This is a genomic window from Streptomyces sp. NPDC031497 (assembly GCF_055580905.1).
Window position 1 is genome coordinate 177,675 of record NZ_JBVIKO010000004.1, and the last position, 21,894, is coordinate 199,568.

18 protein-coding genes are annotated in these 21,894 nt (G+C 70.8%); 7 read left to right on the forward strand and 11 right to left on the reverse strand.

Annotated features, from left to right (window positions below; translation table 11 throughout):
* Window positions 1–100: 100 nt before the first annotated feature.
* The 10 genes from ACZ5K7_RS09475 to ACZ5K7_RS09520 all read right to left on the reverse strand — a co-directional run bounded on the left by ACZ5K7_RS09475 (window position 101) and on the right by ACZ5K7_RS09520 (window position 10,303).
* On the reverse strand, window positions 101–376 hold the full coding sequence (locus ACZ5K7_RS09475; RefSeq protein WP_351711722.1) for a hypothetical protein: 276 nt from the start codon (window positions 374–376) through the stop codon (window positions 101–103).
* A gap of 336 nt (window positions 377–712) precedes the next feature.
* Window positions 713–1,369 carry a sigma-70 family RNA polymerase sigma factor gene (locus tag ACZ5K7_RS09480; RefSeq protein WP_468912188.1) on the reverse strand — a complete coding sequence of 219 codons (657 nt, stop codon included), beginning with the start codon at window positions 1,367–1,369 and terminating at the stop codon, window positions 713–715.
* A 250-nt stretch (window positions 1,370–1,619) separates the two neighbouring features.
* A complete protein-coding gene (locus tag ACZ5K7_RS09485; RefSeq protein ID WP_468912189.1) occupies window positions 1,620–2,663 on the reverse strand; it encodes a DMT family transporter in 1,044 nt (347 codons plus the stop codon).
* A gap of 187 nt (window positions 2,664–2,850) precedes the next feature.
* Window positions 2,851–4,569, reverse strand: a complete 1,719-nt coding sequence (locus tag ACZ5K7_RS09490) for an MFS transporter (protein WP_351711716.1) — start codon at window positions 4,567–4,569, stop codon at window positions 2,851–2,853.
* A 55-nt stretch (window positions 4,570–4,624) separates the two neighbouring features.
* Window positions 4,625–5,056 (reverse strand): MarR family winged helix-turn-helix transcriptional regulator, encoded by a 432-nt coding sequence (locus ACZ5K7_RS09495; protein ID WP_468912190.1) that lies wholly within the window; start codon window positions 5,054–5,056, stop codon window positions 4,625–4,627.
* Between the two features lie 264 nt (window positions 5,057–5,320).
* Window positions 5,321–6,088, reverse strand: a complete 768-nt coding sequence (locus ACZ5K7_RS09500) for an ABC transporter ATP-binding protein (protein WP_351711710.1) — start codon at window positions 6,086–6,088, stop codon at window positions 5,321–5,323.
* A gap of 3 nt (window positions 6,089–6,091) precedes the next feature.
* Entirely contained in the window at window positions 6,092–7,699 is a 1,608-nt protein-coding gene (gene mdlC, locus ACZ5K7_RS09505; protein WP_468912191.1) for a benzoylformate decarboxylase, read from the reverse strand.
* On the reverse strand, window positions 7,696–8,541 hold the full coding sequence (locus tag ACZ5K7_RS09510) for an ABC transporter permease (RefSeq protein WP_468912192.1): 846 nt from the start codon (window positions 8,539–8,541) through the stop codon (window positions 7,696–7,698). The genes mdlC and ACZ5K7_RS09510 overlap by 4 nt, the downstream gene beginning before the upstream one ends.
* Window positions 8,538–9,338, reverse strand: coding sequence for an ABC transporter permease (locus tag ACZ5K7_RS09515; protein ID WP_468912193.1), 801 nt, complete (start codon window positions 9,336–9,338; stop codon window positions 8,538–8,540). Before ACZ5K7_RS09515 ends, ACZ5K7_RS09510 begins: the two co-directional genes overlap by 4 nt.
* Window positions 9,335–10,303, reverse strand: coding sequence for an ABC transporter substrate-binding protein (locus ACZ5K7_RS09520; RefSeq protein ID WP_468912194.1), 969 nt, complete (start codon window positions 10,301–10,303; stop codon window positions 9,335–9,337). The genes ACZ5K7_RS09515 and ACZ5K7_RS09520 overlap by 4 nt, the downstream gene beginning before the upstream one ends.
* A 753-nt stretch (window positions 10,304–11,056) precedes the next feature.
* Between ACZ5K7_RS09520 and ACZ5K7_RS09525 the strand changes: the two genes are divergently transcribed.
* On the forward strand, window positions 11,057–11,635 hold the full coding sequence (locus ACZ5K7_RS09525) for a fasciclin domain-containing protein (RefSeq protein ID WP_351711700.1): 579 nt from the start codon (window positions 11,057–11,059) through the stop codon (window positions 11,633–11,635).
* A gap of 219 nt (window positions 11,636–11,854) precedes the next feature.
* On the opposite strand, the gene ACZ5K7_RS09530 is transcribed toward ACZ5K7_RS09525, so the two are convergent.
* Window positions 11,855–12,652 carry a DUF1963 domain-containing protein gene (locus ACZ5K7_RS09530; protein ID WP_468912195.1) on the reverse strand — a complete coding sequence of 266 codons (798 nt, stop codon included), beginning with the start codon at window positions 12,650–12,652 and terminating at the stop codon, window positions 11,855–11,857.
* Between the two features lie 298 nt (window positions 12,653–12,950).
* Between ACZ5K7_RS09530 and ACZ5K7_RS09535 the strand changes: the two genes are divergently transcribed.
* From ACZ5K7_RS09535 to ACZ5K7_RS09560, 6 genes are all read left to right on the forward strand, one after another.
* Window positions 12,951–13,976 carry a LacI family DNA-binding transcriptional regulator gene (locus ACZ5K7_RS09535; protein WP_468912196.1) on the forward strand — a complete coding sequence of 342 codons (1,026 nt, stop codon included), beginning with the start codon at window positions 12,951–12,953 and terminating at the stop codon, window positions 13,974–13,976.
* 263 nt (window positions 13,977–14,239) lie between these two features.
* A complete protein-coding gene (locus ACZ5K7_RS09540) occupies window positions 14,240–15,481 on the forward strand; it encodes a sugar ABC transporter substrate-binding protein (RefSeq protein ID WP_351711696.1) in 1,242 nt (413 codons plus the stop codon).
* A gap of 229 nt (window positions 15,482–15,710) precedes the next feature.
* Window positions 15,711–16,673, forward strand: coding sequence for a carbohydrate ABC transporter permease (locus tag ACZ5K7_RS09545; RefSeq protein ID WP_468912595.1), 963 nt, complete (start codon window positions 15,711–15,713; stop codon window positions 16,671–16,673).
* 1 nt (window position 16,674) lies between these two features.
* Window positions 16,675–17,568: a carbohydrate ABC transporter permease gene (locus ACZ5K7_RS09550; RefSeq protein WP_450972067.1), complete on the forward strand. Its 894-nt coding sequence runs from the start codon at window positions 16,675–16,677 to the stop codon at window positions 17,566–17,568.
* Window positions 17,569–17,652: 84 nt separating this feature from the next.
* Entirely contained in the window at window positions 17,653–19,770 is a 2,118-nt protein-coding gene (locus tag ACZ5K7_RS09555; protein WP_468912198.1) for a glycoside hydrolase family 31 protein, read from the forward strand.
* A gap of 159 nt (window positions 19,771–19,929) precedes the next feature.
* Entirely contained in the window at window positions 19,930–21,825 is a 1,896-nt protein-coding gene (locus tag ACZ5K7_RS09560; RefSeq protein WP_468912200.1) for a beta-xylosidase, read from the forward strand.
* Window positions 21,826–21,894 lie beyond the last annotated feature (69 nt).

Genomic DNA, 21,894 nt, shown 5'->3' on the forward strand with positions numbered 1-21,894 from the left:
AGTCTCAAGACGACGGCGCCCTCTTGCTCAGCATGGGCGCTCCGCATGAGGCCTGCGAGGCGAGGCGAGACGAGGCTGGGCGGCTTCCCCGCGCGGGCCTCTAACGCGGTTCGTGGGCCGCCGCCCGGCAGGCACCGGTCGCGGCGCCGCCCGCCACTCCGGCCCCGGTCAGCCCGGTCACACAACTCTGCAGGTCTCCGACCACGCCACGGCCGCAGGCCGCTGTGACGGAGTCGGAAGCGGTGGCACCGGCCTGTTCGGCCATCTTCGTACAGGCGGGGATGTCCGCCCGGACCGCGGGAGCGGCGAGGACCGCACCACCGAGGGTGAGGGTCAGGCCGGTGAGGGCACCGGCGATACGGGTCGACGTGCGCATGGGACGCACCTGCCTTCCGTAGTGGTCGCGCGGTCCTGGTCCCGGCGGGCCGGATCCACGCGGTGAGGCCGCCTGGCGACGCTCGGTGAGTGATGCCCCCGCCGGCCTGTTCCCAGACTGACCGCACGATTGCGCGTCGCGTCCATTGAGCCGCACCGGGACATGGTCGCCAGGCCGAAGGAGAGGGCCCCGGACCGGATGAGACGCACTCGCACCTCCACTCGCGGGCCCCTCACTCCAGCGTCGCATCCTCTCCCCCGCCCGTCCTGGGCATCCGGGGGGGGCGGTCGCCCTGCCCCTCCGCATCAGTTCCGCCGCAACGGCCCCCACCGGGGCTCAGGCGGCCTGGCCATGCCGGTGCGTGGTGTGCTTCTGAACGTGTCCGTGCTCGCCTGCGTAGTCCTGTAGCAGTTGCCGCAGGTGGTGCCGGGCCCGGTAGACGCGGGAACCGACGGTGTTCTTGGACACGCCCGTGAAGTCGGCGGTCTCTTGGTAGGTGAAGCCCTCGACGTCACAGAGGTAGATGGTCACCCGTTGATCGGTGGGAAGGGCGCGTAGGGCTGCCCGGACGTGTGGGTCGCCCAGGCGGTCCAGCACCTCGGCCTCGGCCGAGAGCAGTCCCCGCGGCATGTGGGACTCGGCGTGGGCCTGCTGCCAGTCCTCGATCTCGTCGATGCGGCTGCGTGCCGGCTCAGTCCGTGCCTTGCGGTTGTTGTTGAGGAAGGTGTTGATCAGGATGCGGTCGAGCCAGGCCCTGAGGTTGGTGCCCTGCTGGAACTGGTCGAAGTGCGCGTACGCCTTCGCGTAGGTCTCCTGCACCAGGTCTTCGGCGTCCTCCGGATTACGCGTCATGCGCAACGCGGCCAAGTACATGCGACGGCGGAATTCCAGGGCACATTCGAAGCCGGCCACGCATTCGGCACCGGGCAGCCGGCCTTCGTCGGAGCGCTGTTCTCGGTGCCGGCCGGTACTCCGGCCGGCACTGTCGTCCACCCTCGGCCTCCCGCTCGGAGCGCTGACGAGGGGACCGGTGACGGATATGGGCATCGATGGTTTCCTCCTTCGACTCACTGCAAGTGCGTTGCGGTTGCGCGGGGTGCGGGTTGCTGACCGACCGGTCCGAGCGAGCCCTCGTCCGCTCCGTCAGCCGGGCCCTGACCCGCCGTCCACTGGCTGCTGCACGACACGCGCTCGGCCGGCCCGACCGCGCATCGGTTGCCGTACTGAGCAGGGGCGGCCTGATTCATCCAGGTGGTGTGACCGGCCTTCGCTCGCGGACCGAGGACGCGGGCGACGACACGACGGTGGTGACCGTGCCCATGTCGCCGAGCGCATGACGGTCGTCGCGGGCATGAGCCGCCGCGTGGTCCGGGGCGCTCGTCATGGCGGTCTCGTGGTCCGTCGGCGTGGCCGTGTTCGACGTGCGGGCCGGCTCGCCGGACAGGGTGTGGTGACGGGACAGCCGGGTCACGCCCGCCGCCGCGAGCGCGAGGCAGGGGAGTTGGAGGGTCAGCCACCAGCCGCCGCGCAGGGTTTCGCCGTAGAGGGTGATGCCCAGGGTGAGGCTGACGAGGGCGTCTCCGAGGGTCAGTGCCGGTTGTGAGGCGATCAGCGGTCCGGACTGCAGGGCGTTCTCCAGCAGGAACAAGGAGCACACCCCCGTCGCGGCGAAGGCGTAGGTCTGCCAGGAGGTGAAGAAGGCGGCGACACCCTCACGGCTGAGGGTGTCGGTGGAGGACTTCATCAACGCGGCGGTCAGGGCGTACCCGATTGCGGCGGCCAGCCCCATGAAGGCGGCGCGGCTTGGGCCCACGCGGCGCCTGACCGCGAGGGTGCACAGCACCGCCATGGCTCCCAGGCAACAGGTCATGACCGCTGTCCACCGCGAGGCGGGGGCTTGGAGGGTGCCTCCTTTGGGTGCGGCCGCGAACAGCCCCAGGCAGAGACTGACGACGATCGTGCCGACAGAGAGCCAGGTCGCCCGGGGTATCGGGTGACGGAAGGCGACACCTGCGACGAGCAGGGTGAACGGCAGCTCCAGCAGGAAGACCGGCTGTACGACGGCCAGGGGGCCGGTGGCCAGTGCGGCGCCCTGAAAGAGCGCCGCGAGGATGACGCCTCCGATGCCGAGCAGCCAGACGGGCGTACGAAGCAGGTCCCACATCAGGCCGATACGGAACCTGTCGGACTGCGGGACGATCAGGGCGGCCCGACGCTGCATCACGTTTCCCAGAGCGTTGCTCGCGGCCGCGAGCACGGCGCAGACCAATGACACGGCGATCAGCACGACAACCTCCTCACGGCGAACGGCGAACGGCGAACGGCGCGCCCCGGTCGTGTCGCGGTATGACGCCGCGGGAGGACGTTCGGGCCGATGGCGAGGGCGGTGATCAGCACCAAGGTCTCCAGCGTGTACGCGACCGCGTTCGTCGCACTCACTTCGTCTCCTTCTTGCTGGCGCCGTGCCGTCTTCGCTACGCGCTCTTACGCAGTTCCTCCAGTGACGCTGCCGTCAACCGGTGTGGTGTCCGGCCGGGTTCGACCAGGACGACGGTGGAGGTCGCGGCGTGGGTGAGTGCGGCGGTGAAGCTGCCGTCGGTGAACTGTGCCACCGGTCCGCGCGGGGATCGGCCGACCGCGATCGTGTGTGCTTCGACGGCGGCGGCGTGCTGGGCGAGGACCCTGCCGGCTGTGGCGTGGTCACCGACGGCGGTGAGTACCTGTCCGGTGGCGGTGATGCTGTGTGCGGCGAGGTGGTCGAGGTGGGCGAGTACTGCGGAGCGTGCGTGGTCGGCGTCCTCGGTGTCGACGGCCTGTTCCTCGACCACGGCGGTCTCACGGACGTGGACGACCTCCAGTGGGCTGCCGGTGTCGCGGGCGATGGCGGCGGCCGCGTCGACGACCTGGGCGGCGTCCTCGGTGGCGCCGACCGCCACGATGACCGGTCGGTACCCGGGCGCCGGGGTGGCCCCGACACGCTCGAGGGTCGGGCGCACCGTCTCGCCGTCGGCCTCCTTCTTCTCCGCAGCGCTGATCAGCTTGTGGCCCGAGGCGAGGACGAAGGCCGCGAGGATGAAGGCGGCGCCGCCGAGGTAGAACGGGACGCTGAGGTCGGTGGCGTCGGCGAGCTTGCCGGCGGCGAACGGGGCCAGGCCGCCTCCGATGAACCGGACGAAGCCGTAGGACGAGGAGGCGACCGATCGCTCGACCGGGGAGACGAGCATGACGGCCTGGGTGGTGAGGGTGTTGTTGATGCCGAGGAACGCGCCGCTGACGATGACCGCGACGATCACGGCGACGGGGGTGTTGACGCCGACGGCGATGACCGTCATGACGACAGCGAGCCCGACCAGGTTGGCGTAGAGCACCGGGGCGGTGCCGAATCGGGCCTGCAGGCGGGGCGCGACGAACACGCTGAAGGCGGCGACCAGCAGGCCCCAGCCGGTGAAGACCAGGCCGAGCTGCTCGGCGTCGAGCTCCATGGGGTACGGCGCGTAGCCGAGCATGGTGAAGAATCCCCAGTTGTACAGCAGCGCCATGATGCCCATGGTGAGCAGGCCGCGGTGCCGCAAGGCCTTGAGCGGGGCGGCCAGCGATGTGCGGTGCTCGGGTTTGGGCAGTGCGGGGACGAACGCGATCGTGGCGATCAGGGCGACGGCCATGAGCACGGCGACGCCGTAGAACGGCCCGCGCCAGCTGATGGTGCCCAGTTCACCGCCGAGCAGCGGACCGACCGCGATGCCGATACCGAGTGCGGCTTCGTACAGGATGATCGCTCCGCCGAAGCCGCCGCTGGCCGAGGCGACGATGACCGCAAGGCTGGTGGCGATGAACAGGGCGTTGCCCACGCCCCAGCCGGCGCGGAAGCCGACGATGCCGCCTATCGAGCCGGAGGCGCCGGCGAGCGCGGAGAACACGACGATCAGCACCAGGCCGATGACCAGCGTGCGCTTGGCGCCGATCCGGCTGGAGACCCACCCCACCACGAGCATCGCGACCGCGGTCACGACCAGGTAGCTGGTGAACAGCAGCGACACCTGACTCGGTGTGGCATGCAGGTTCTTCGCGAGCGAGGGCAGGATCGGGTCGACCAGGCCGATGCCCATGAAGGAGATGACGCAGGCGAACGCCACGGCCCAAACAGCACGTGGCTGCTTGAACAGGCTCGCCGTCGTCCCATGCGTTGCGCTCATTGCCTATTTTCTCCTGGAAGGTTGTCCGAAGGTTGTCCCTCATCGATGCCGACGGTCACTTGGACGCCTCGGCCTGGATCAGTCGGGCGAGCGCGGGGAGGGCGATGACCACCGCGGACCGCTCCTGCGGATCAAGCCGGTCCATCAGCTCGCGCAGAGCCTCTGCGCGCTCGGCACGCCGCTGTCTGACCAGGGCGGCTCCGGCGTCGGTCCCTTCGACCAGCACGCCTCGCCGATCGTCGGTGCTCGCGATGCGGCGTACCAGCCCGTCGCGTTCCATACGCGTGACCAGCTGTGTCATTCCGGGCTGGGAGACACCCTCTGCGCGTGCCAGCTCGGTCAGCCGCTGGGGTCCCTCGCGACCGAGGCGGCCCAGCACGGACGAGGCCGCCGAGCTCAGGCCCCCGGCAGTGCTGACCTGACGCACGTACCGCACCAGCTGCTCAAAGGCGACGACGAGCTCTTCACCAGAGCCACCGGAATCCATAACCTCATTATGCATAACTGCATTATGAAAGTGGGGTCAGCCGATCGTCAAGGTGATCCGGATCTCAGCGCCGACGGGTCAGCGGGTCGAGCGGGCAGCGAGCTCGAGCAGGCAGTCCCGCGTGAAGAAGCGGCCGGGCCGCGATCAGCGACGTGGTGCCTGTCGTCCCGTCGCGGCCGCAGGGGCGGGCCCGACCAGCCACGACGGGGCCGCAGACCGCAGACGGCAGACGGCAGACGGCAGACGGCAGATCGTGGTACTTCCTCATTCCGGCCCTGCCCGCGGAGCGTTCCGCACCGCCCGGCCCACCTCCGTGCGCAGCGCCACGAAATCGGGAGAGCTGCGCGTGGTGATCTGGTCACGCTCGCCCGGCAGGGCGACCGGCAGGTCCCGGACGAGCCGGGAGCCGGGGCCGGGAGAGAGGACGACGACACGGTCGCCCACGTACACGCTCTCGTCGACGTCGTGGGTGACGAACAGGATGGTCGTGTCGTCGGTGCGATGGACTTCGAGGAGGAGGTCCTCCAGGTCCTCGCGGGTGCCCGCGTCCAGGGAGCCGAACGGCTCGTCCATGAGAAGCAGGGAGGGCCGGCAGACCAGGGCGCGGGCGATGGCGACGCGCTGTTGCATACCGCCGGACAGTTCACGCGGATGGCGCCGGGCGACGCCGTGCAGGCCGACCCGTTCGAGGATCGTCTCGGCCTCGGCCCGGCGGGCGGCGCGGGTCAGGCCGCGGCGGCGCAGCGGCAGGGCCACGTTGTCGCGGACGGTGAGCCAGGGCAGCAGCGAGCGGCCGTACTCCTGGAAGACCACCGCGAGCCGCTCCGGCACGCCGGTCACCGGTGTCCCGTCGACTGTGACGGTGCCCTCCTGTGCGGGCAGCAGCCCGGCGATGGTGCGCAGCAGCGTGGACTTGCCGCAGCCGGAGGGCCCGACCACGCTGAGGAGTTGCCCGTCGGGGACGGTCAGGCTGATGCCGTCCAGGACATGCTGGTCGCCGAAGTGCCGGCTGACGGAATCGAGGCGCAGCATCTCTCACCCGGCCCAGGGCTCGTACAAGGTGCCGCGGCTGCCGGTCACCGCGACGTGCAGCAGGAAGGGGCCGGCGTCGTCGCCCCGGCTCAGGGCGTGGTCCAGGGCGGCCGGCAGTTCCTCGGGGTGCTCGGCGCGGGCCGCGGGGCAGCCGAAGGACTCCGCGAGTGCCGCGAAGTCGATGCCCGTGATGTCCGTGCCGGGGACGGGTGTGACGGCGATCCGGCGGCCCAGCGCGCGGACGGCCGCGTAACCGCCGTTGTCCAGAAGGACGTAGGTGACCGGCGCCGTGTGGCGGGCCGCGGTCCACAGGGCCTGCACCGAGTACAGCGCCGACCCGTCCCCGACCACGCACACCACCCGGCGCCTGTCGGCGAGGGCCCGGCCCACCGCGAGGGGCAGGCCCCAGCCGAGCGCCCCGCTGCCCGTGGTGAGGAAGCCGCCGCTCGACGCGATGGGTACGCGCGCGTGGAGCGCGTCGCGGTGGCTCGGTGCCTCCTCCACGAGGACCCGGTCGCGCGGCAGGCGGGTGCGCAGCAGGTCGAAGACCAGCTCCGGGGTGATGTGCCCTTCGGTGCGGGCCGGGACGGATGCCGGCCGGGGCGGCGGCATGGCGCGGTCGGTTTCCTTCAGCAGCCCGGTGAGCCGTTCCAGGGCGGGCCGCAGGGTGGTGACGATGCTCGTGCCGGTGGGCAGCCAGGCGGCCTGGCCGGGGTCGCAGTCCAGGTGGAACAGCTCGGTACCGGGCGGGAGCGGCGGACCGCCGTCCGCCACGTGGTAGGTGAACACCGGTGCGCCGAGGGCGACCACCACGTCGTACGGCGCGAGACGCGCGGACAGTTGGCGGGCGACCGGCGGCAGGAAGCCCTGGAACAGCGGATGCGACTCCGGGAAGCCGGAGCGGCCGGAGAGCGGGCTGATCCACACCCCGGCCCGGATCCGTTCGGCCAGCGCCCGCACCTGTTCCAGCGCGTCCTCGTCGTCCACGCCAGGACCGACCACGAGCGCCGGGCGCGCACAGGTGTCCAGCCGGGCGGCGAGCGCGTCGAGGGCGGCCGGGGCGGCCGTGAAACCCGAGTGGAGCGTGCGGGGCGTGACGGGCTCGGCGGGCCGGTCCCAGTCGTCCTCGGGCACGGACACGAACGCCGGTCCGCGGGGCGGCGCCATCGCGACCCGGTAGGCCTCGGCGAGCACGGCCGGCACGTCCTCGGCCCGTTCCGGCTGGCGCGCGGACTTCACGTACGGGCGCGGGAACAGGGCCGGTTCGTCGGCGCCGAGGAACGGCCGCAGCTGGATCAGCGAGCGCGCCTGCTGACCCGCCACGATCACCAGCGGCACCCGGTCGCGGAAGGCGTTGAAGACCGCGCCGAGCGCGTGCCCCACCCCGCCGGCCGAGTGGAGGCTGACGAACGCGGCCCGCCGGGTGCCGAGCGCGTGCCCGGCCGCCATGCCGACGGCGACGGACTCCTGCAGACCCAGCACATAGGTGAAGTCGTCGGGCCAGTCGCGGAACATCCGCAGTTCCGTGGAGCCCGGATTGCCGAAGACCGTGGTCATGCCGGTGTCGCGCAGAAACCGTACGACCGCCTCGCGCACGGTGACCGTCGTCATGCTGTCCTCCCCGCGGGGGATCCAGGGCCGACGAGCCGCTTCTCGACCGCCAGCAGTCCGGTGTTGAGGAGATACCCGAGTGCACCGAGCAGCAGCAGCGCCGACCACACCGTGAGCAGGTCGGAGCGCGTCTGGGCATCGGTGAGCGTGAACCCGATGCCGTCGTCACTGCCCGGCAGCAGCTCCGAGAACACCATCAGGATCAGGCACAGCGACAGGCTGAGCCGGAGCCCCGCGAAGATCCGGGGCAGCGCCGAGGGCAGGATCAGGAACCACAGCCGCTCGGGTGCCGTCAGCCGCAGCACGGCCGCCACCTGGAGCCGCAGCGGATCGGTGGCGCGGGCGCCCTCGGCCGAGTTGATCAGCACCGGCCACACGGCGCCGAACACGATCGACGCCACCTGCATGGGCGTACCGACATCGAAGACGACGACGAACACCGGCACCAGCGCGGGCGGCGGCACGGCCCGCGCGAACTGGAGCACCGGATTGCACAGCGCGTACGCCCGGCGTGAGCGGCCCACCGCGATCCCCAGGGCGATCCCCGCGACGGCGGCGAGCGTGAACCCGGCCGCCATCCTGCCCAGGCTCGGCAGGATCGTGTCGACGGCGCCCGAGGTGAGGAACAGATGGCCGGCGGGGCCCGAGAACCACAGGTCGCGGGCGTGCCGGGCGATCCGCAGCGGCGGCGGGAAGTACACGCTGTCCTGCGCACGAGCGGCCAGCTCCCAGCAGAGGACGGCGCCGAGGAACACCGACCAGCGCAGCAGGAAGGGCGCGGCGGCGGTGCGCGCCGAGCCGGGCGCGGATCCGGGACGCGCGCTGCCCTGTGTCCGCATCATGGCCGGCTCCGCCGCAACTTCCCTGACGCCTGGCGGGGTTCCTGGGCCCAGCCGAACAACCGCCGCTCGGCGCCGACCAGTACGCCGTTGATCACCAGCCCGAGGCCGCCCGCCCACACCACCCCGGCCAGCACGTCCCGCGTGCCGTCGGTACCGGTCTGGGCCTGGGCGATGAAGATGCCGAGGCCCTGGCCGAAGCCGGAGAGGATCTCCGTCGCGACGGCGAGGATCAGGGCGACCGCGGCCGAGATCCGCACGCCGGCGGCGATGAACGGGGCGGTGGCCGGCAGCTCCACCCGCAGCAGCACCGCGAGCCGGCCGAACCCGAAGGCGCGCAGGGTGTCCCTGGCCAGCGGGTCGGTCTCGCCGAGGCCGTAGACGGTGTTGAACAGCACCGGCCACAGCGAGGCGTACGCGATCAGCGTCACCTCCGTCTGGGTGCCCGACCCGAGCAGCAGGGACACCAGGGGGATCAGCGCGACGGACGGCAGGGGCCGCAGGAACTCGATCACGGCGCGTGCGGCGGCCTCCGCCACCGGCACCGCGCCCAGCAGCAGTCCCAGCGGCACCGCGAACGCACAGGCGAGCCCGAGGCCGAGCGCCCACGCCCGCAGGGTCACCCCGATCCCGTCGAGAAAGGCCGGGTCACCCGCCAGCCGCGCGGCGCGGACGAGGACTTCGGACGCGGGCGGCAGATAGCTGCGCCGGACGATCCCGGCCCGGGCCACCGCCTCACAGACCCCGAACGCCGCCGCCGCGCCGAGCAGGCCCAGCAGGAGTTCCTGACGCCGTGTCATTTCACCAGCAGGGGCGCCGGGTCGATGTCCTTGCTCAGCAGTCCCTGGGCGCGCATGAGCCGGATGAGCCGGCGCAGGGCGGACGGATCGGCGGCCGTCGGATAGGCCGGCAGGTGGATCGACGTGGCCTGGTCCGCGGTCACCTTGGTGTACTTGGGCAGTTCGGTGCGCACCGTCGCCGGGTCCTCGTCGGCCAGCTTGGACGCCGCCTCGACAGCACGCCGGAAGCCCGCTGCCGCCTTCGGGTTCTTCTTCACGAAGTCGGCCGTGGTGATGTACCCGCTGGCGGGCAGGCCCCTCGCCGGTCCCGAACCGGCGTCGAGCAGGACCCTGGCGCCCAGTTCGCCCCGGATGGCCGTGTCGAAGGGCTCGACCGCGTGTGCGGCGTCCACCTGGCCCCGCTGCAGAGCGGGGCCCATCTGCGGGAACAGGATCTGCCGGTAGACGGGTCGCCCGGCGTGCCGGGCGTCGAGGATCGCGTTCAGGGTCAGGGACTGGATGTTGTTCAGGACGGCGACGGCGACCTTCTTGCCGGCGAGGTCCGCGGGCGACTTCAGGGCGGAGTCCTTGGGCACGAGGACATCCATCATGTGCGGGGCGATCCGCACGCCCTCGGCGAGGATGCGCAGGTCCAGGGTGCCCTTCTCGTACGCCTGGAAGTAGGTGACGTAGTTCGCGCTCGCGATGACGTCCACCTGGCCCTTGAGGAGCGCGGGCAGCGCCTGGATGCTCTGCTGCACGGGCTGGACGCGCACGTCCAGACCCTCCTTGGCGAACAACCCACGGTCCCGGGCCAGATAGAGGGCGGCGGAGTCGGTGAGCGGCAGTGCCGCCACGGTCAGCTGCTGCCGGCCGTCACCGGAGTGCGGTGTGCCGCCGCTGTCACAGCCCACCAGGATCAGCGCCGCGGCGGCGACGAGCGCGGCGAGGCGTTTGGTTCCCGAACGCGATCGATGTAAATGCATGTCGGCATGACTACCCGGGTTTGTCATGATCTCTACATATCTGGAGCGAGTTTTCGGCGTCTTTGCGGAAAGACGAATCGAGCGCCGACGGGGCTGCGCGAGCCGGGCGGGGGCGTACGGCGGGGGCGCCTGCCCGGCGGCGTCCTCGGCCTCATGGCCGACGAGCTCTGCCGCGACCACGACGTCCCGCGCCTACGCGCGGCCCGCGACTCCCGGACCGCCGTACCGCCCCCGGGAAGAGACCACGTGAGCCGTGTGGTGAACGGCCCCGCGCCCTCGTCGTGCCGGTCGGACCGACCTGTGCTCGTCGCCGTTCCGTGGTGTCAGCCGTTCCGGGCCTACCACGCGCCGTGCCCGGGCGCCCCGAGAGCGACACCGTCACCGTAAGTCCTGGGCACTCGTGGCGCGATACGAGGCGCGGGCCGGGATCGCGCCGGTCCGGCCCACGGCGGGCCCCGAGGCTCCTGGCCGCCGTGTCGGGACCGGTTGCCGGCCGCCGGCCGCCCGAGGCCGGCGGGCGCGGGCCCGTTCGCCGGCGCACCGGTGTACGCGGTGACTCACCGGTGTACGCGGTCGCGGGGCGCCCCGCTTCGAGATGCGGTCACTCGCACCCGCTGGATACGCTCGCCGAGTGGTCGGGTGAGGTCGGCCCAGGGCCGGGCGCAGCGGCCGCGTCCACCCCGCCCACCGGATACGAAGGCTTCCGCAGTCACACCTCAGCAGTGTTCACGCCTCCATGGGAGGAAGGTTGCGATGAGGTTCACCCGCATGCGTACGGCAAAGGCCACCGCGGCAGTCGTGGTCGCCATCCCGCTCGCGCTTGGAGGTCTGGCGTCGCAGAGTCACGCGCAGGATGCGTCTCCCAGCCCGTCGGGGACGTTCGGTCCGGGCTGTTCGGCACTCGCGCAGAAGGCCAACACCGCCAAGGACAAGGTCGTTGAGGCCGCGGCCGCATATCCGCAGCTCAGCCATCTGGTCTCGGCGGCGGTCAGGGCAAATCTGAGCGACAGCCTCGACGGAAAGCCCGATGTCACCATCTTCGCTCCCGACGACCAGGCCTTTCAGCAGGTGACCGTGGAGCAGCTTGCCTCGCTGCTCGGCAACCCGGGGCAGCTGAAGAAGGTCCTGACCTACCACGTCGTGGACCAGCGGATCACCCCGGACGAACTCTCCAAGGGCTCCTTCACGACGGTGGAAGGCAGCAAACTGACCACGTCGGGCTCGGGCACCGACTTCAAGGTCAACGGGAAGGCGAACATCGTCTGCGGCAACGTCAAGGCCGCGAACGCCACCATCTACGTCATTGACACAGTCCTCCAGCCCCCGTCCTGACTCGTGGCCCCCGTGCCCGGCACAGGGGAAACTCCCGCACCTCACTCCGGCCGCTCGTCGGCTCCCCCGAGCAGACCATGTCCTGGCCGGAGAGCGTCCACCGGCGCGTATTCAGCACACACGGGGACGGAAAGCACCGTGAACGCGTGAGAACCAGGGAGGAGCGTGTGCCCTGCTCACGGCGGAGCGGTATCCGGCAACGATCTCCTGCCGTGCGGATCAACAGCAGAGAACCTGAGCCACGGCCTGGCTGAAGTCGCCGGTCGCGAGAGCCTTGACCGGGATCGTGAAGTACAACGTTCCGGCGTCCCCCCAACCCCATCCGAGTCCGGTGTCCTCGGCAAGCTGGAGCAGATGGACGGCTGGGCCGGCGGCGTCGCGGGACGACACCTTGAGCGTGTACGAGGTGTCCGGCCAGCCGAAGGCGCAGTGACTGCCGGCGGTGTTCCCGTCGAGATCTCCCATCTCATCGAGAATGAGTGATGCCGCGCCCCAGTGCTGGTCCCTGTCGAACTCCACGTCCTCGTCCTCGATGTCCCAGCAGTCCGGGAGCATGATTGCCTCAGCCGCCTGGACGGGTGTGGCCGGATAGCTTCTCGCCGGTTCGGGTGCCCTCGTCTCCACTGCCCGTGCCGGATCGACGGGAATGACGCGGTACGCCCCGGAGTCGGACATGTCCAGGTGGCGGTACTCCTCGTACGGCAAGTCTGGATCGAGGTAGAAGAAGTTGAGCAGGCCGGGCCGTGTGGGCAGTTCGTCGCCCAGCCAGATGGCCAGAGCGTCGGTGTCCAGCACGGCATGCAGGGACAACGGAACCCCGCTCTGTTCGGGCCAGCGGGTCTCCGGTTCGAGGAGGGCAGGCCCACCAAGTCGGCATTTCCCAGTGGCCTGGACACTTCCCGCTGGGCGGACCAGCCGAAAGCCGCGGCGAGCCATGGCAGCGAATTGCCGACCGGCCTTCTCACCGAGCCGTTCTGTGCATACGCGGCTCAAACTGGCAGGGTCATCGAACTGCATGCCAGGATCTTCTCAACCCCCGTTCGGCCTCGCCCACCTTGGGTCCGAGACACACCCCTAGGCCGCCGACGGACTCTTACGGCCCGGTTGATGAGTTCCGGCCGAACTGACGCGGCCAATCGGCTTTCCTCCCCTCCTCATCTCGCGGGCTCTGCCTCCTGCTTGACTCCGCCCCCTCGCCAAAGTGCTGCAGAACCCTTGACGTCGGCGAGACCGCGGGCTTGTAATCGCCATCGAACCGGTTCGCGAACCGGTTCGACCAGGTACCGCAGGCCCCTGTCGGTCCGAGAGGTGAGCAGTGAACATCGGCGAGATCGCCAAACGAGCCGGGGTGTCACGCAGCACCGTGTCATACGTGCTGAGCGGCAAGCGCCCGGTGTCGGAAGAGGTCAGGGCCCGGGTCGAGCGGGTCATCAAGGAGTCGGGATACCGGCCGAGTGCCACCGCACGCGCGCTGGCTCAAGGCTCCACCAAGGCCTTCGGTCTGGTGATCCCTCCGATGGGAGGCCATCTCAGCATCGACCAGTTGCACTTCGTCGGTTCCGTCGCCGAGGCCGCGGCCGATCACGACTATGACGTCCTGCTGTCGCCCAGTGGTCGCGAGGAGGCTTTCGACCGCATGCTCGGCGAGCGCCGGGTGGACGGCGTGATCGTGATGGAGACCGTGCTGCACGATGCCCGGGTGGTGCGGCTGCTGGAGCAGTCGATGCCGTGCGTCACCATCGGTCGTACCGGCAGCGACGCGGAACACGGGTGGGTGGACCTGGACTATGCCGGGCTGGTGACCACGGCCGTGGAGCGGCTGGCGGAGCTGGGGCATCGCAGGATCGCCCTGGTGAACCGCCCGCAGGCGCTCCTGGACCGTGAGTACGGTCCTGCCTACCGCGCGCTGGACGCCTTCGAGAAGACCGTGGTCGAACTCGGTCTGCGGGGACGGGCGGTGTGCTGTGAGGACGAGCAGTCCGCCGGACAGGAGTGCGCGCGCACACTGCTGGCAGAAGATCCCGCTCTCACCGCCTTGGTGACGATCAACGAACGGTCACTGGAGGGTGTCCTGCGGGGCCTTGGGCAGGCCGGCCTGCGCCTGCCCGAGGACTTCTCGCTGGTGGCCGTCACTTCCCAGGACAATGCGTGCGGTCTCAGTCCTCAGGTGACCGCCGCCGACGTTCCCACCGCCGAGATGGGGCGCCGGGCCGTCGAGGCACTGCACAAGGCGGTGACCGGCCCGGCCACGTCTTTCGATCATGTGCTGCTCCGGCCTGACCTGGTCGAACGCGGCACCCTGGGGCCCGCGCCCGGCCCCGGCAGCCCGCACCCGCGCTGAAGCCCCGTGTCCCGAGGCCGAGCCGCCGAGTCTCGGGACACACCCTCATACCCCCAGCCATGACCCCGCGCGCATCTCGACCGCGCTGACACCGGCATCAGGTCCCCGCCTGTCCCGGCCCCGTCTTCGGCCGGCACTCCCCCAGCCGGTCACACCCGCCGTCACAGTGCGGTCCCTCGTCTGCCCTGCCTGCCCTGCGTCGGCCGGGCACACCGCCCGCACCGCCCGCACCGTCCGCGCATCCCTTCATTCCTGGAGCCGCCATGTCCACCCCTGTCAGATCCCGCCGTCCCCGCTCGTTCGTCCCCCTGACGGCGCTGCTCGCCGCAACTGGTCTCGTACTGACCGCCTGCGGCGGAAGCTCTTCGTCCGACTCCGCGGAGGGCAAGACGATCACCCTGACCGAGATGGACTACTACAACACGGAGCCGCTGCACAGCGCGTTGCCCAAGCAGCTCAAGCAGTGCGGTGACAAGGCCGGGGTCACCGTCAAGCGGCAGGTGGTGCCGGAACTGCGGACCAAGCTGATGCAGTTGGCCGGCAGCCGGGCGATACCGGATCTGGTCCTGCTCGACAATCCCGACCTGCAGCAACTCGCCGCCACCGGGGCCCTGGCCGACCTCGGTGCGGCCGGTCTGAGCACGGACGGGCTGTACCCGAACATCGTCGCCGCGGGTCAGTACCAGGGGAAGCTGTACGGGGTGGCGCCAGGTGTGAACCAGCTGGCGCTGTACTACAACACGGCGATGTTCAAGAAGGCGGGCGTCCAACCGCCCCGCACCTGGGACGAGTTGCGCACGGCGGCCAAGAAGCTCACCGACGGCGAGAAGGTGCGCGGTATCGGCTTCGCGGTGCCGGCCACGGAAGAGGGCAGTTTCCAGTTCGAGTCCTTCTTCTTCAGCTCGGGTGCCTCGCTGAAGAAGCTCGACTCGCCGCAGGCCGTGGCCGCGCTGCAGCTCCTCAAGGACCTGGTCGCCTCGGGTGCCGCGCCCAAGGACGTGCTCAGCTGGACGCAGGCGAACGTCGAGGAGCAGTTCGCGAACGGTTCTCTGGCCATGATGGTCAACGGGCCCTGGCAGCTGCCCCAGTTGCAGAAGGCGGGGATGAAGGACTTCGGCGTCGTGCCGGTTCCCGCCCCGGCCGGCGGCACGTCCTCGAGTGCCCTGGGCGGCGAGGTGTGGGCGGCCGGCAACAACGGCGACAAGGCCCGCAAGGCGGCCGAGGTCATCAGGTGCATGGTGGCGAAGGACAACAGCCTGGCCTGGGCGAAACTCACCAACTACGTACCGTCCGACGAGTCGGCGGCCGCCGAACTGGCCTCCTCGGTACCGGAGATGAAGACGTTCGTGAAGACCATCGGCTCGGCCAAGGGCCGAACGGCGGAACTCGGAGCGGACTACCCGAAGTACTCCCAGGCCATGTGGACGGCCGTGCAGGCCGCGCTGTCGAGCGGCAAGTCGCCGGCGGCGGCCCTGACCGAGGCGCAGCGCGAGGCGACGCGATGAGGACCGCGACCACGGCCGGATACCGGCCCGGGGCCACCACCGAATGGCGGCCCGGGGCCATCGCCGGACGGCGGCTCGGAACCGTCGCCGGATACCGGCCCGGGGTCGGGGCCGGACGGCGGCCCGGAACCGACGCCGAATGCGGGCCCGGAACCGCCGCCGAATGCCGGCCCGGGACCGTCGTCGTATGCCGGCCCGGGGTCGGGGCGGGGAGGAGGTAGCGGTGGCGTTGGCAGTGTCCAAGGACGTCCCCGTCGTGTCCGGCGGCGGGTCGTCGCCGCGGCCGTCCGGGCCTGCCGCCTGGTCGGTGCGCAGCCGGCGGCTGGGCCTCGGATTCGTCGTGCCGGTCGTCGTGTTCGTCGCGGTGTTCTACCTGTATCCGCTGGGCCGTAACGTCGTGCTGTCGTTCCAGGACTACGGCATCACGTCCCTCTACAGCGGCAAGGCCCCCTTCAACGGCCTCGACAACTACACGAAGCTGCTGGGCGATCCGGTCTTCCACACGACCGTGGTCAACACGCTGGTGTTCGTCGCGGGTTCCCTCTTCTTCCAGTTCACCATCGGGCTGGGGCTCGCGGAGTTCTTCCACCGTGCCTTTCCGCTGAGCCAGTTGCTGCGCGCGCTGCTGCTGATCCCGTGGCTGCTGCCGCTGGTGGTCTCCGGCACGCTGTTCCGCTGGATGCTCGACACCAGCAACGGTGTCGTCAACCAGATCCTGCTCAACCTGCACCTCGTGCAGGACCCGGTGCCGTGGCTCAACGAACCTGGCACCGCGATGGTCGCCGTGCTGATCTGCAACGTGTGGATCGGTGTGCCGTTCAACATGGTCATCCTCTACGGCGGTCTGCAGGCCGTTCCGGCGGAGCTGTACGAGGCGGCCGCCCTGGACGGCGCCGGACGGCGCCAGCAGTTCCGTCACATCACCCTGCCGCAGCTCAGACCGGTGATCGGCGTCGTGCTGACGCTCGGTCTGATCTACACGCTCAAGGTCTTCGACGTGATCTGGGTGATGACCAAGGGCGGACCGGCCAACGCCACCCACACCGTCACCACCTATGCCTACCAGCTGTCCTTCGGCGGCCTCGCGGAGTTCGGGCTCGGCGCGGCGGCGGGAAACCTGCTCATCGTGGTGGCCGCCGTCTTCGCACTGTTCTATCTGCGCTCGCTACGTGCCGAAGCGGAGAACCACTGACATGACTGTCCACGCTCCCGTCCGGGCCGGTGCGGCTCTTGCCGACGGCGCACGCCGTACCCGCCGGCGCCGGTCCGTGCCGTCCTGGATCAAGACCACGGCCGGTGTCGCCATCGTCGCGGTCATGCTGTTTCCGCTCTACTGGATGGTGAACGCCTCCTTCCAGACCAATCAGCAGCTGGCCCGGCGCTCCCCGCACTGGCTGCCCTGGGGCGGCACCCTCAGCGGCTACCGGGACGCGCTGTCCCAGCAGGGCGGCCACCTGCTGGCCTCGTTGGTCATCGCGGCCGGTGCCACCCTCCTGACCCTGGCCGTCGCCGCCCCGGCTGCCTACGCCCTGGCGCTGCTGCGCACAACGGGCGGCAGAACGCTGCTGAGCGTGCTGCTCGTGGTCCAGCTGGTGCCGGGCATCGTGATGGCCAACGCCCTGTACCGGATCTTCGCCTCCGCGGGAATCCTCGACTCGGCGCCGGCGCTGATCCTCGCGGACGCCACCCTCGCCGTACCGTTCGCCGTGCTGATCCTGCGGGCCTTCATGACGGGCATTCCCCGTTCCGTGCTGGAGGCGGCTTCGCTGGACGGCGCGGGGACCGTAGGTGCCTTCTGCCGGATCGTGCTGCCCATGTCCCGCAACGCGCTGATCACGTCCGGGCTGTTCGCGTTCCTCTTCGCCTGGGGCGACTTCCTGTTCGCCACCACGCTCAACCTCAACTCCACCACCTGGAAGCCCATCACGGTGGGCCTGTACGACTACATCGGCGCCGGCACCAACACCACCAGCTGGAACTCGGTGATGGCCACGGCCGTCATCTCCTCCCTGCCCGCGGCCCTGTTGCTGGTCATCGCCCAGCGGCATGTGGCGGCCGGTCTCACCGGCGGCGCGGTCAAGGACTGACCGCAAGGACTGTCCGCGCCGTCCGGTGGGTGCTCCGCGATACCGCCGTCTCCCGCTCCACCCCGCTCTGTCGAAAGGAGCAGTGTGTCCCTGCCCGACACCACCACACCGCCCGTCCCGCCGACCCCCCAGGCAGCCGAGCACCCCATCCCCGTGTCCGCCCCCGAAGCCTCCGATGTTCCCGATACCCCCGATGTTCCTGATGTTTCTGATGTCACCGATGCCACGGCCTGCCGGCTCGAGTTCGGTGACGCCGAGCACGTCCTCCGGGTGGAGCCCTGGGGCCCCGACAGCGTCCGGGTGCGGGCGGCCCGCCACGGGATCCGCGACGGCCTGCCCGGCGCCCTGAGCGCTTCGCCCGCCGCCGCCGAGGCTCATGTGCACACGGACGCGTCCGGCACCAGGATCCTCACCGTCGGACGCCTGCGGGTGGAGCTGTCGCCGCAGGGGCGGCTGCGTTTCGTGCGCACCGAGGACGGGGCGGAGCTGCTGCGCGAGAGCGTGGGGCACTTCGCGTGGCCCGGCCCGCGCCAGTTCACCCCGGCCGGTGACCACGGCTGCCGGATCGACCAGCGGTTCGCCTCCTACGACGGGGAGCGCTTCTTCGGGCTGGGCCAGCACTCGCACGGGCGCCTGGACCACAAGCACATGGTGATCGATCTCGTGCAGCGCAACGGTGAGGTCACCATCCCCTTCACCCTCTCCTCCCGCGGCTACGGCCTGCTGTGGAACCAGCCGGCCGTCGGGCGGGTGGAACTGGCCGCCAACCAGACGCGCTGGGTCGCCGACGCCGCCGAACAGATCGACTACTGGATCACCACCCACCCCACACCGGCCGGCATCATGCACCACTACGCCGACGCCACCGGGCACGCTCCCGTGCTGCCGGAATGGGCCCTCGGCCTGTGGCAGTCCCGGCTGCGCTACCGCACCCAGGACGAACTGCTGGAGGTGGCCCGCGCCTACCAGCGGCGGGGCCTGCCGCTGTCGGTCATCGCCGTCGACTACTTCCACTGGCCGCACCTGGGCGACTGGCGCTTCGACGAGACCGACTGGCCCGACCCTGCGGGGATGGTGGCCGAGCTCGAAGCCATGGGGGTACGGCCGCTCCTGTCGGTCTGGCCGTCCGTCAGCGTCCTGAGCGAGAACTACGCCCGCATGCGCGACGAGCGGCTGCTGGTCGGCACCGAGCAGGGCCAGCCGTTCCAGCACGTCTTCCCCGACGGCCAGTTCGCCGGCGAGCCCCTGCCGGTGGCCTTCTACGACCCGACCGACGAACGGGCCCGCGACTTCGTGTGGAGCCGTATCAAGCGCAACTACTTCGACCTCGGCTTCCGGCTGTGGTGGCTGGACGCGTGCGAACCGGAGATGTTCCCCGAGCAGTTCGGCAACCTGCGCTACGCGGCGGGCCCCGGCAGCTCGGTGGCCAACCTCTACCCGCGCGAACACGTCCGGGGCTTCTACGAGCACACACGCGCCGCGGGTGAAGAGGTCCCGGTGAGTCTGGTGCGGTCCGCCTGGGCCGGCAGCCAGGCCTACGGGGCCGCCCTGTGGTCGGGCGACATCCCGGCCACGTTCGGGGCCCTGGCCTCGCAGCTACGTGCCGGGCTGAGCGCCGGGCTGAGCGGCATCCCGTGGTGGACCACCGACATCGGCGGATTCCACGGCGGCGACCCCGACGACCCCGACTACCGCGAACTGGTCATCCGCTGGTTCCAGTTCGCCGTCTTCTGCCCGCTGCTGCGCATGCACGGCCACCGCGAGCCGCGCGACAGCTTCGCCGCCGGTCACAGCGGCGGCCCCAACGAGCTGTGGTCGTACGGCGAGGAGGCCTACGAGATCCTCACCGGTCAGCTCCGGCTGCGCCAGGATCTGCGTCCCTACCTGCACCGGCAGATGACCACGGCCGCCGCCAGCGGCGCCCCCGTCATCCGCCCGCTGTTCTTCGACTTCCCCGACGACGCCACCGCCTGGACGGTCGAGGACCAGTTCCTGTGCGGCCCCGACCTGCTCGTCGCCCCCGTCACCCGGCTCGGCGAGCGCCGCCGCCAGGTCTACCTGCCCGCGGGCGCGGACTGGATCGACACGGCCGGCCACCACCTCCACCCGGGCGGCCGGACGGTCCCCGCCGACGCACCGCTCGACCGCATCCCGGTCTTCGTCCGCGCCGGCTCCGCCATCGCCGCCGCGTTCGCCCACTGAAGCAGCCCCGAAGGCAGCACCGAACGCACCACCGAAGACAGCACAGAAGGCAGCACTGAAGGCAGCACCGAAGGCAGCACTGAAGCAGGCCGCCGCTCAGGCGGCCGTCCCCCGGAGCCGCCCCAGCCCACCGGGCTGCGGACAAAGAAGGGACACGCCATGTCACACCCCCTGAATTCCCCACCGCCCGGCCCGCACCCGACCGACCCGCACCCGGCCGGCCTGCACCCGACCGGCCCGGACCCGGCCGGCCTGCACCCGACCGACCCGCATCCGGCCGGCGGCACCGGTATTCGCCGCCGCCGCGGACTGGCCGCGCTGCTCGCCGCGCTCGCCCTGCTCGTCACCGGCGGCCAGCTGGCCGCGACCGCACCGGCGCACGCCGCCGGCCAGGCCGTCACCGTCGACCTGCGCACCACCCAGGGCGCTGCCACCGGAGTCGGGAGCGGCTTTCTGTACGGGCTGAGCGAGGACGGGAGCGGCCCTGACGACAGCCTGCTGGCCCCGCTCGCTCCCCGCTCGGCGCGTGGCGGCGGGGCCCGTCTCGACGGCGGCGGATGGGTCGGCGACAACTACACCCCCGGCAGCGGTTACACCCGCCGCCTCAACTCCGCACTCGCCCAGGCCCGCAGGCTCACCACACCGCCCTACGAGGGCACCTACGACCTGCTCGTCAGCGACATCTGGGGTGCCGACACCACCCAGCCCGCCGCCACCGTCTATCCCTGCACCGGCGGTGACTGCGGCAACTGGCAGGCCTTCCTGCGCCGCCTGGCCGCCGATGTCGCCGCCTCCGGGGTCAAGGTCCGCTACGACATCTGGAACGAGCCCACCGGCGCGTTCTTCCCGCCCGGCTTCAACACCACGCAGTACTACCAGATGTGGGACACCGCGGTACGTGAGCTGCGGGCCGCCGCCCCGCAGGCGGTGATCGTGGGCCCCTCCCTGTGGGACTTCAGTCCCAACAACGTCTCTCCCTTCCTCGACCACACCAAAGCCGCCGGTACCGTTCCCGACGTCATCAACTGGCATTTCAGCGGCACGCCCGTCGCCGACGCCCAGACCATGCGCTCCCTGCTCGACTCCAAAGGGCTGGGCGGCCTGCCGCTGTCGATGAACGAGTACCTCCACGGCGATGAGCAGCACGCCGGTTATCAGGCCTGGTACCTGGCCCAGTTGGCGGGCTCCGGTATCGATTCCGCCTCCCACGCCATCTGGGACGACTGCTGTGCGGCGGGGACTCTCGACGGCGTCCTGGTCCGCAGCAACGGTGTGCTGCGGCCGACCGGCCAGTGGTGGGTCTACAAGGGCTACGCCGACATGACCGGCTCTCGGGCACAGGTCAGTACGCAGGGCACGCTCGCCGCCCTCGCCACCGTCGATCCGGTGCGCAGGAGGGCCTCGGTGCTGGCCGCGGCGACCTCCGGCGTCCCCTCGGCGGATCTCACCGTCAACGGCCTGACCAGCCCGGCACTGTCCGGCGGCAGCGGCGTCACCGTCACCGTCCAGCGCGTTCCCGACCAGGCGCCCCTGGAGCAGCCCGTCACCGTCAGCAGTCAGACCGTTCCGGCCGGCACCGACAGCGTGCACCTGTCGCTCGCCGGAACGGCCGCCCAGGACGCCTTCCTCGTCACCGTCGTCCCCGCCGGCCAGGGCAGCACGACCGTGGACGCCGCCGTGACGAGCAGCGGACCGGACTACTTCCGGTACGGAACGAACTGGGGACAGACCAACGGCGTGGGCGACATGTACAACACCACCGCCAACTGGAGTTATGTTCCCGGCTCGACGGCGCTGCTGCACTTCACGGGCCGGCAGGTGACCCTGCGGGCCGTCCGCGACACCGACCAGGGGCGCATGTACGTCAGCGTCGACGGCTCGGTCCCCGTGAAGGTGGACAACTACGCGCCCGGGCGGGCGGCTTCGTCGAGCGTGTGGACCAGTCCGCAACTGCCGGCCGGACCCCACACCGTCGTGGTCACCGTCGCACCCGACATCAACCCCGCCAGCGGCGGGCACAACATCGCCCTGGACAGCGCCGTGGTCCAGAAGTGACCGGACCGCCGGTCCCGCGCCCCGGCGCGGGACCGGCGGCCGGGACGCTGGATTGCAGGGGCTGTCCGT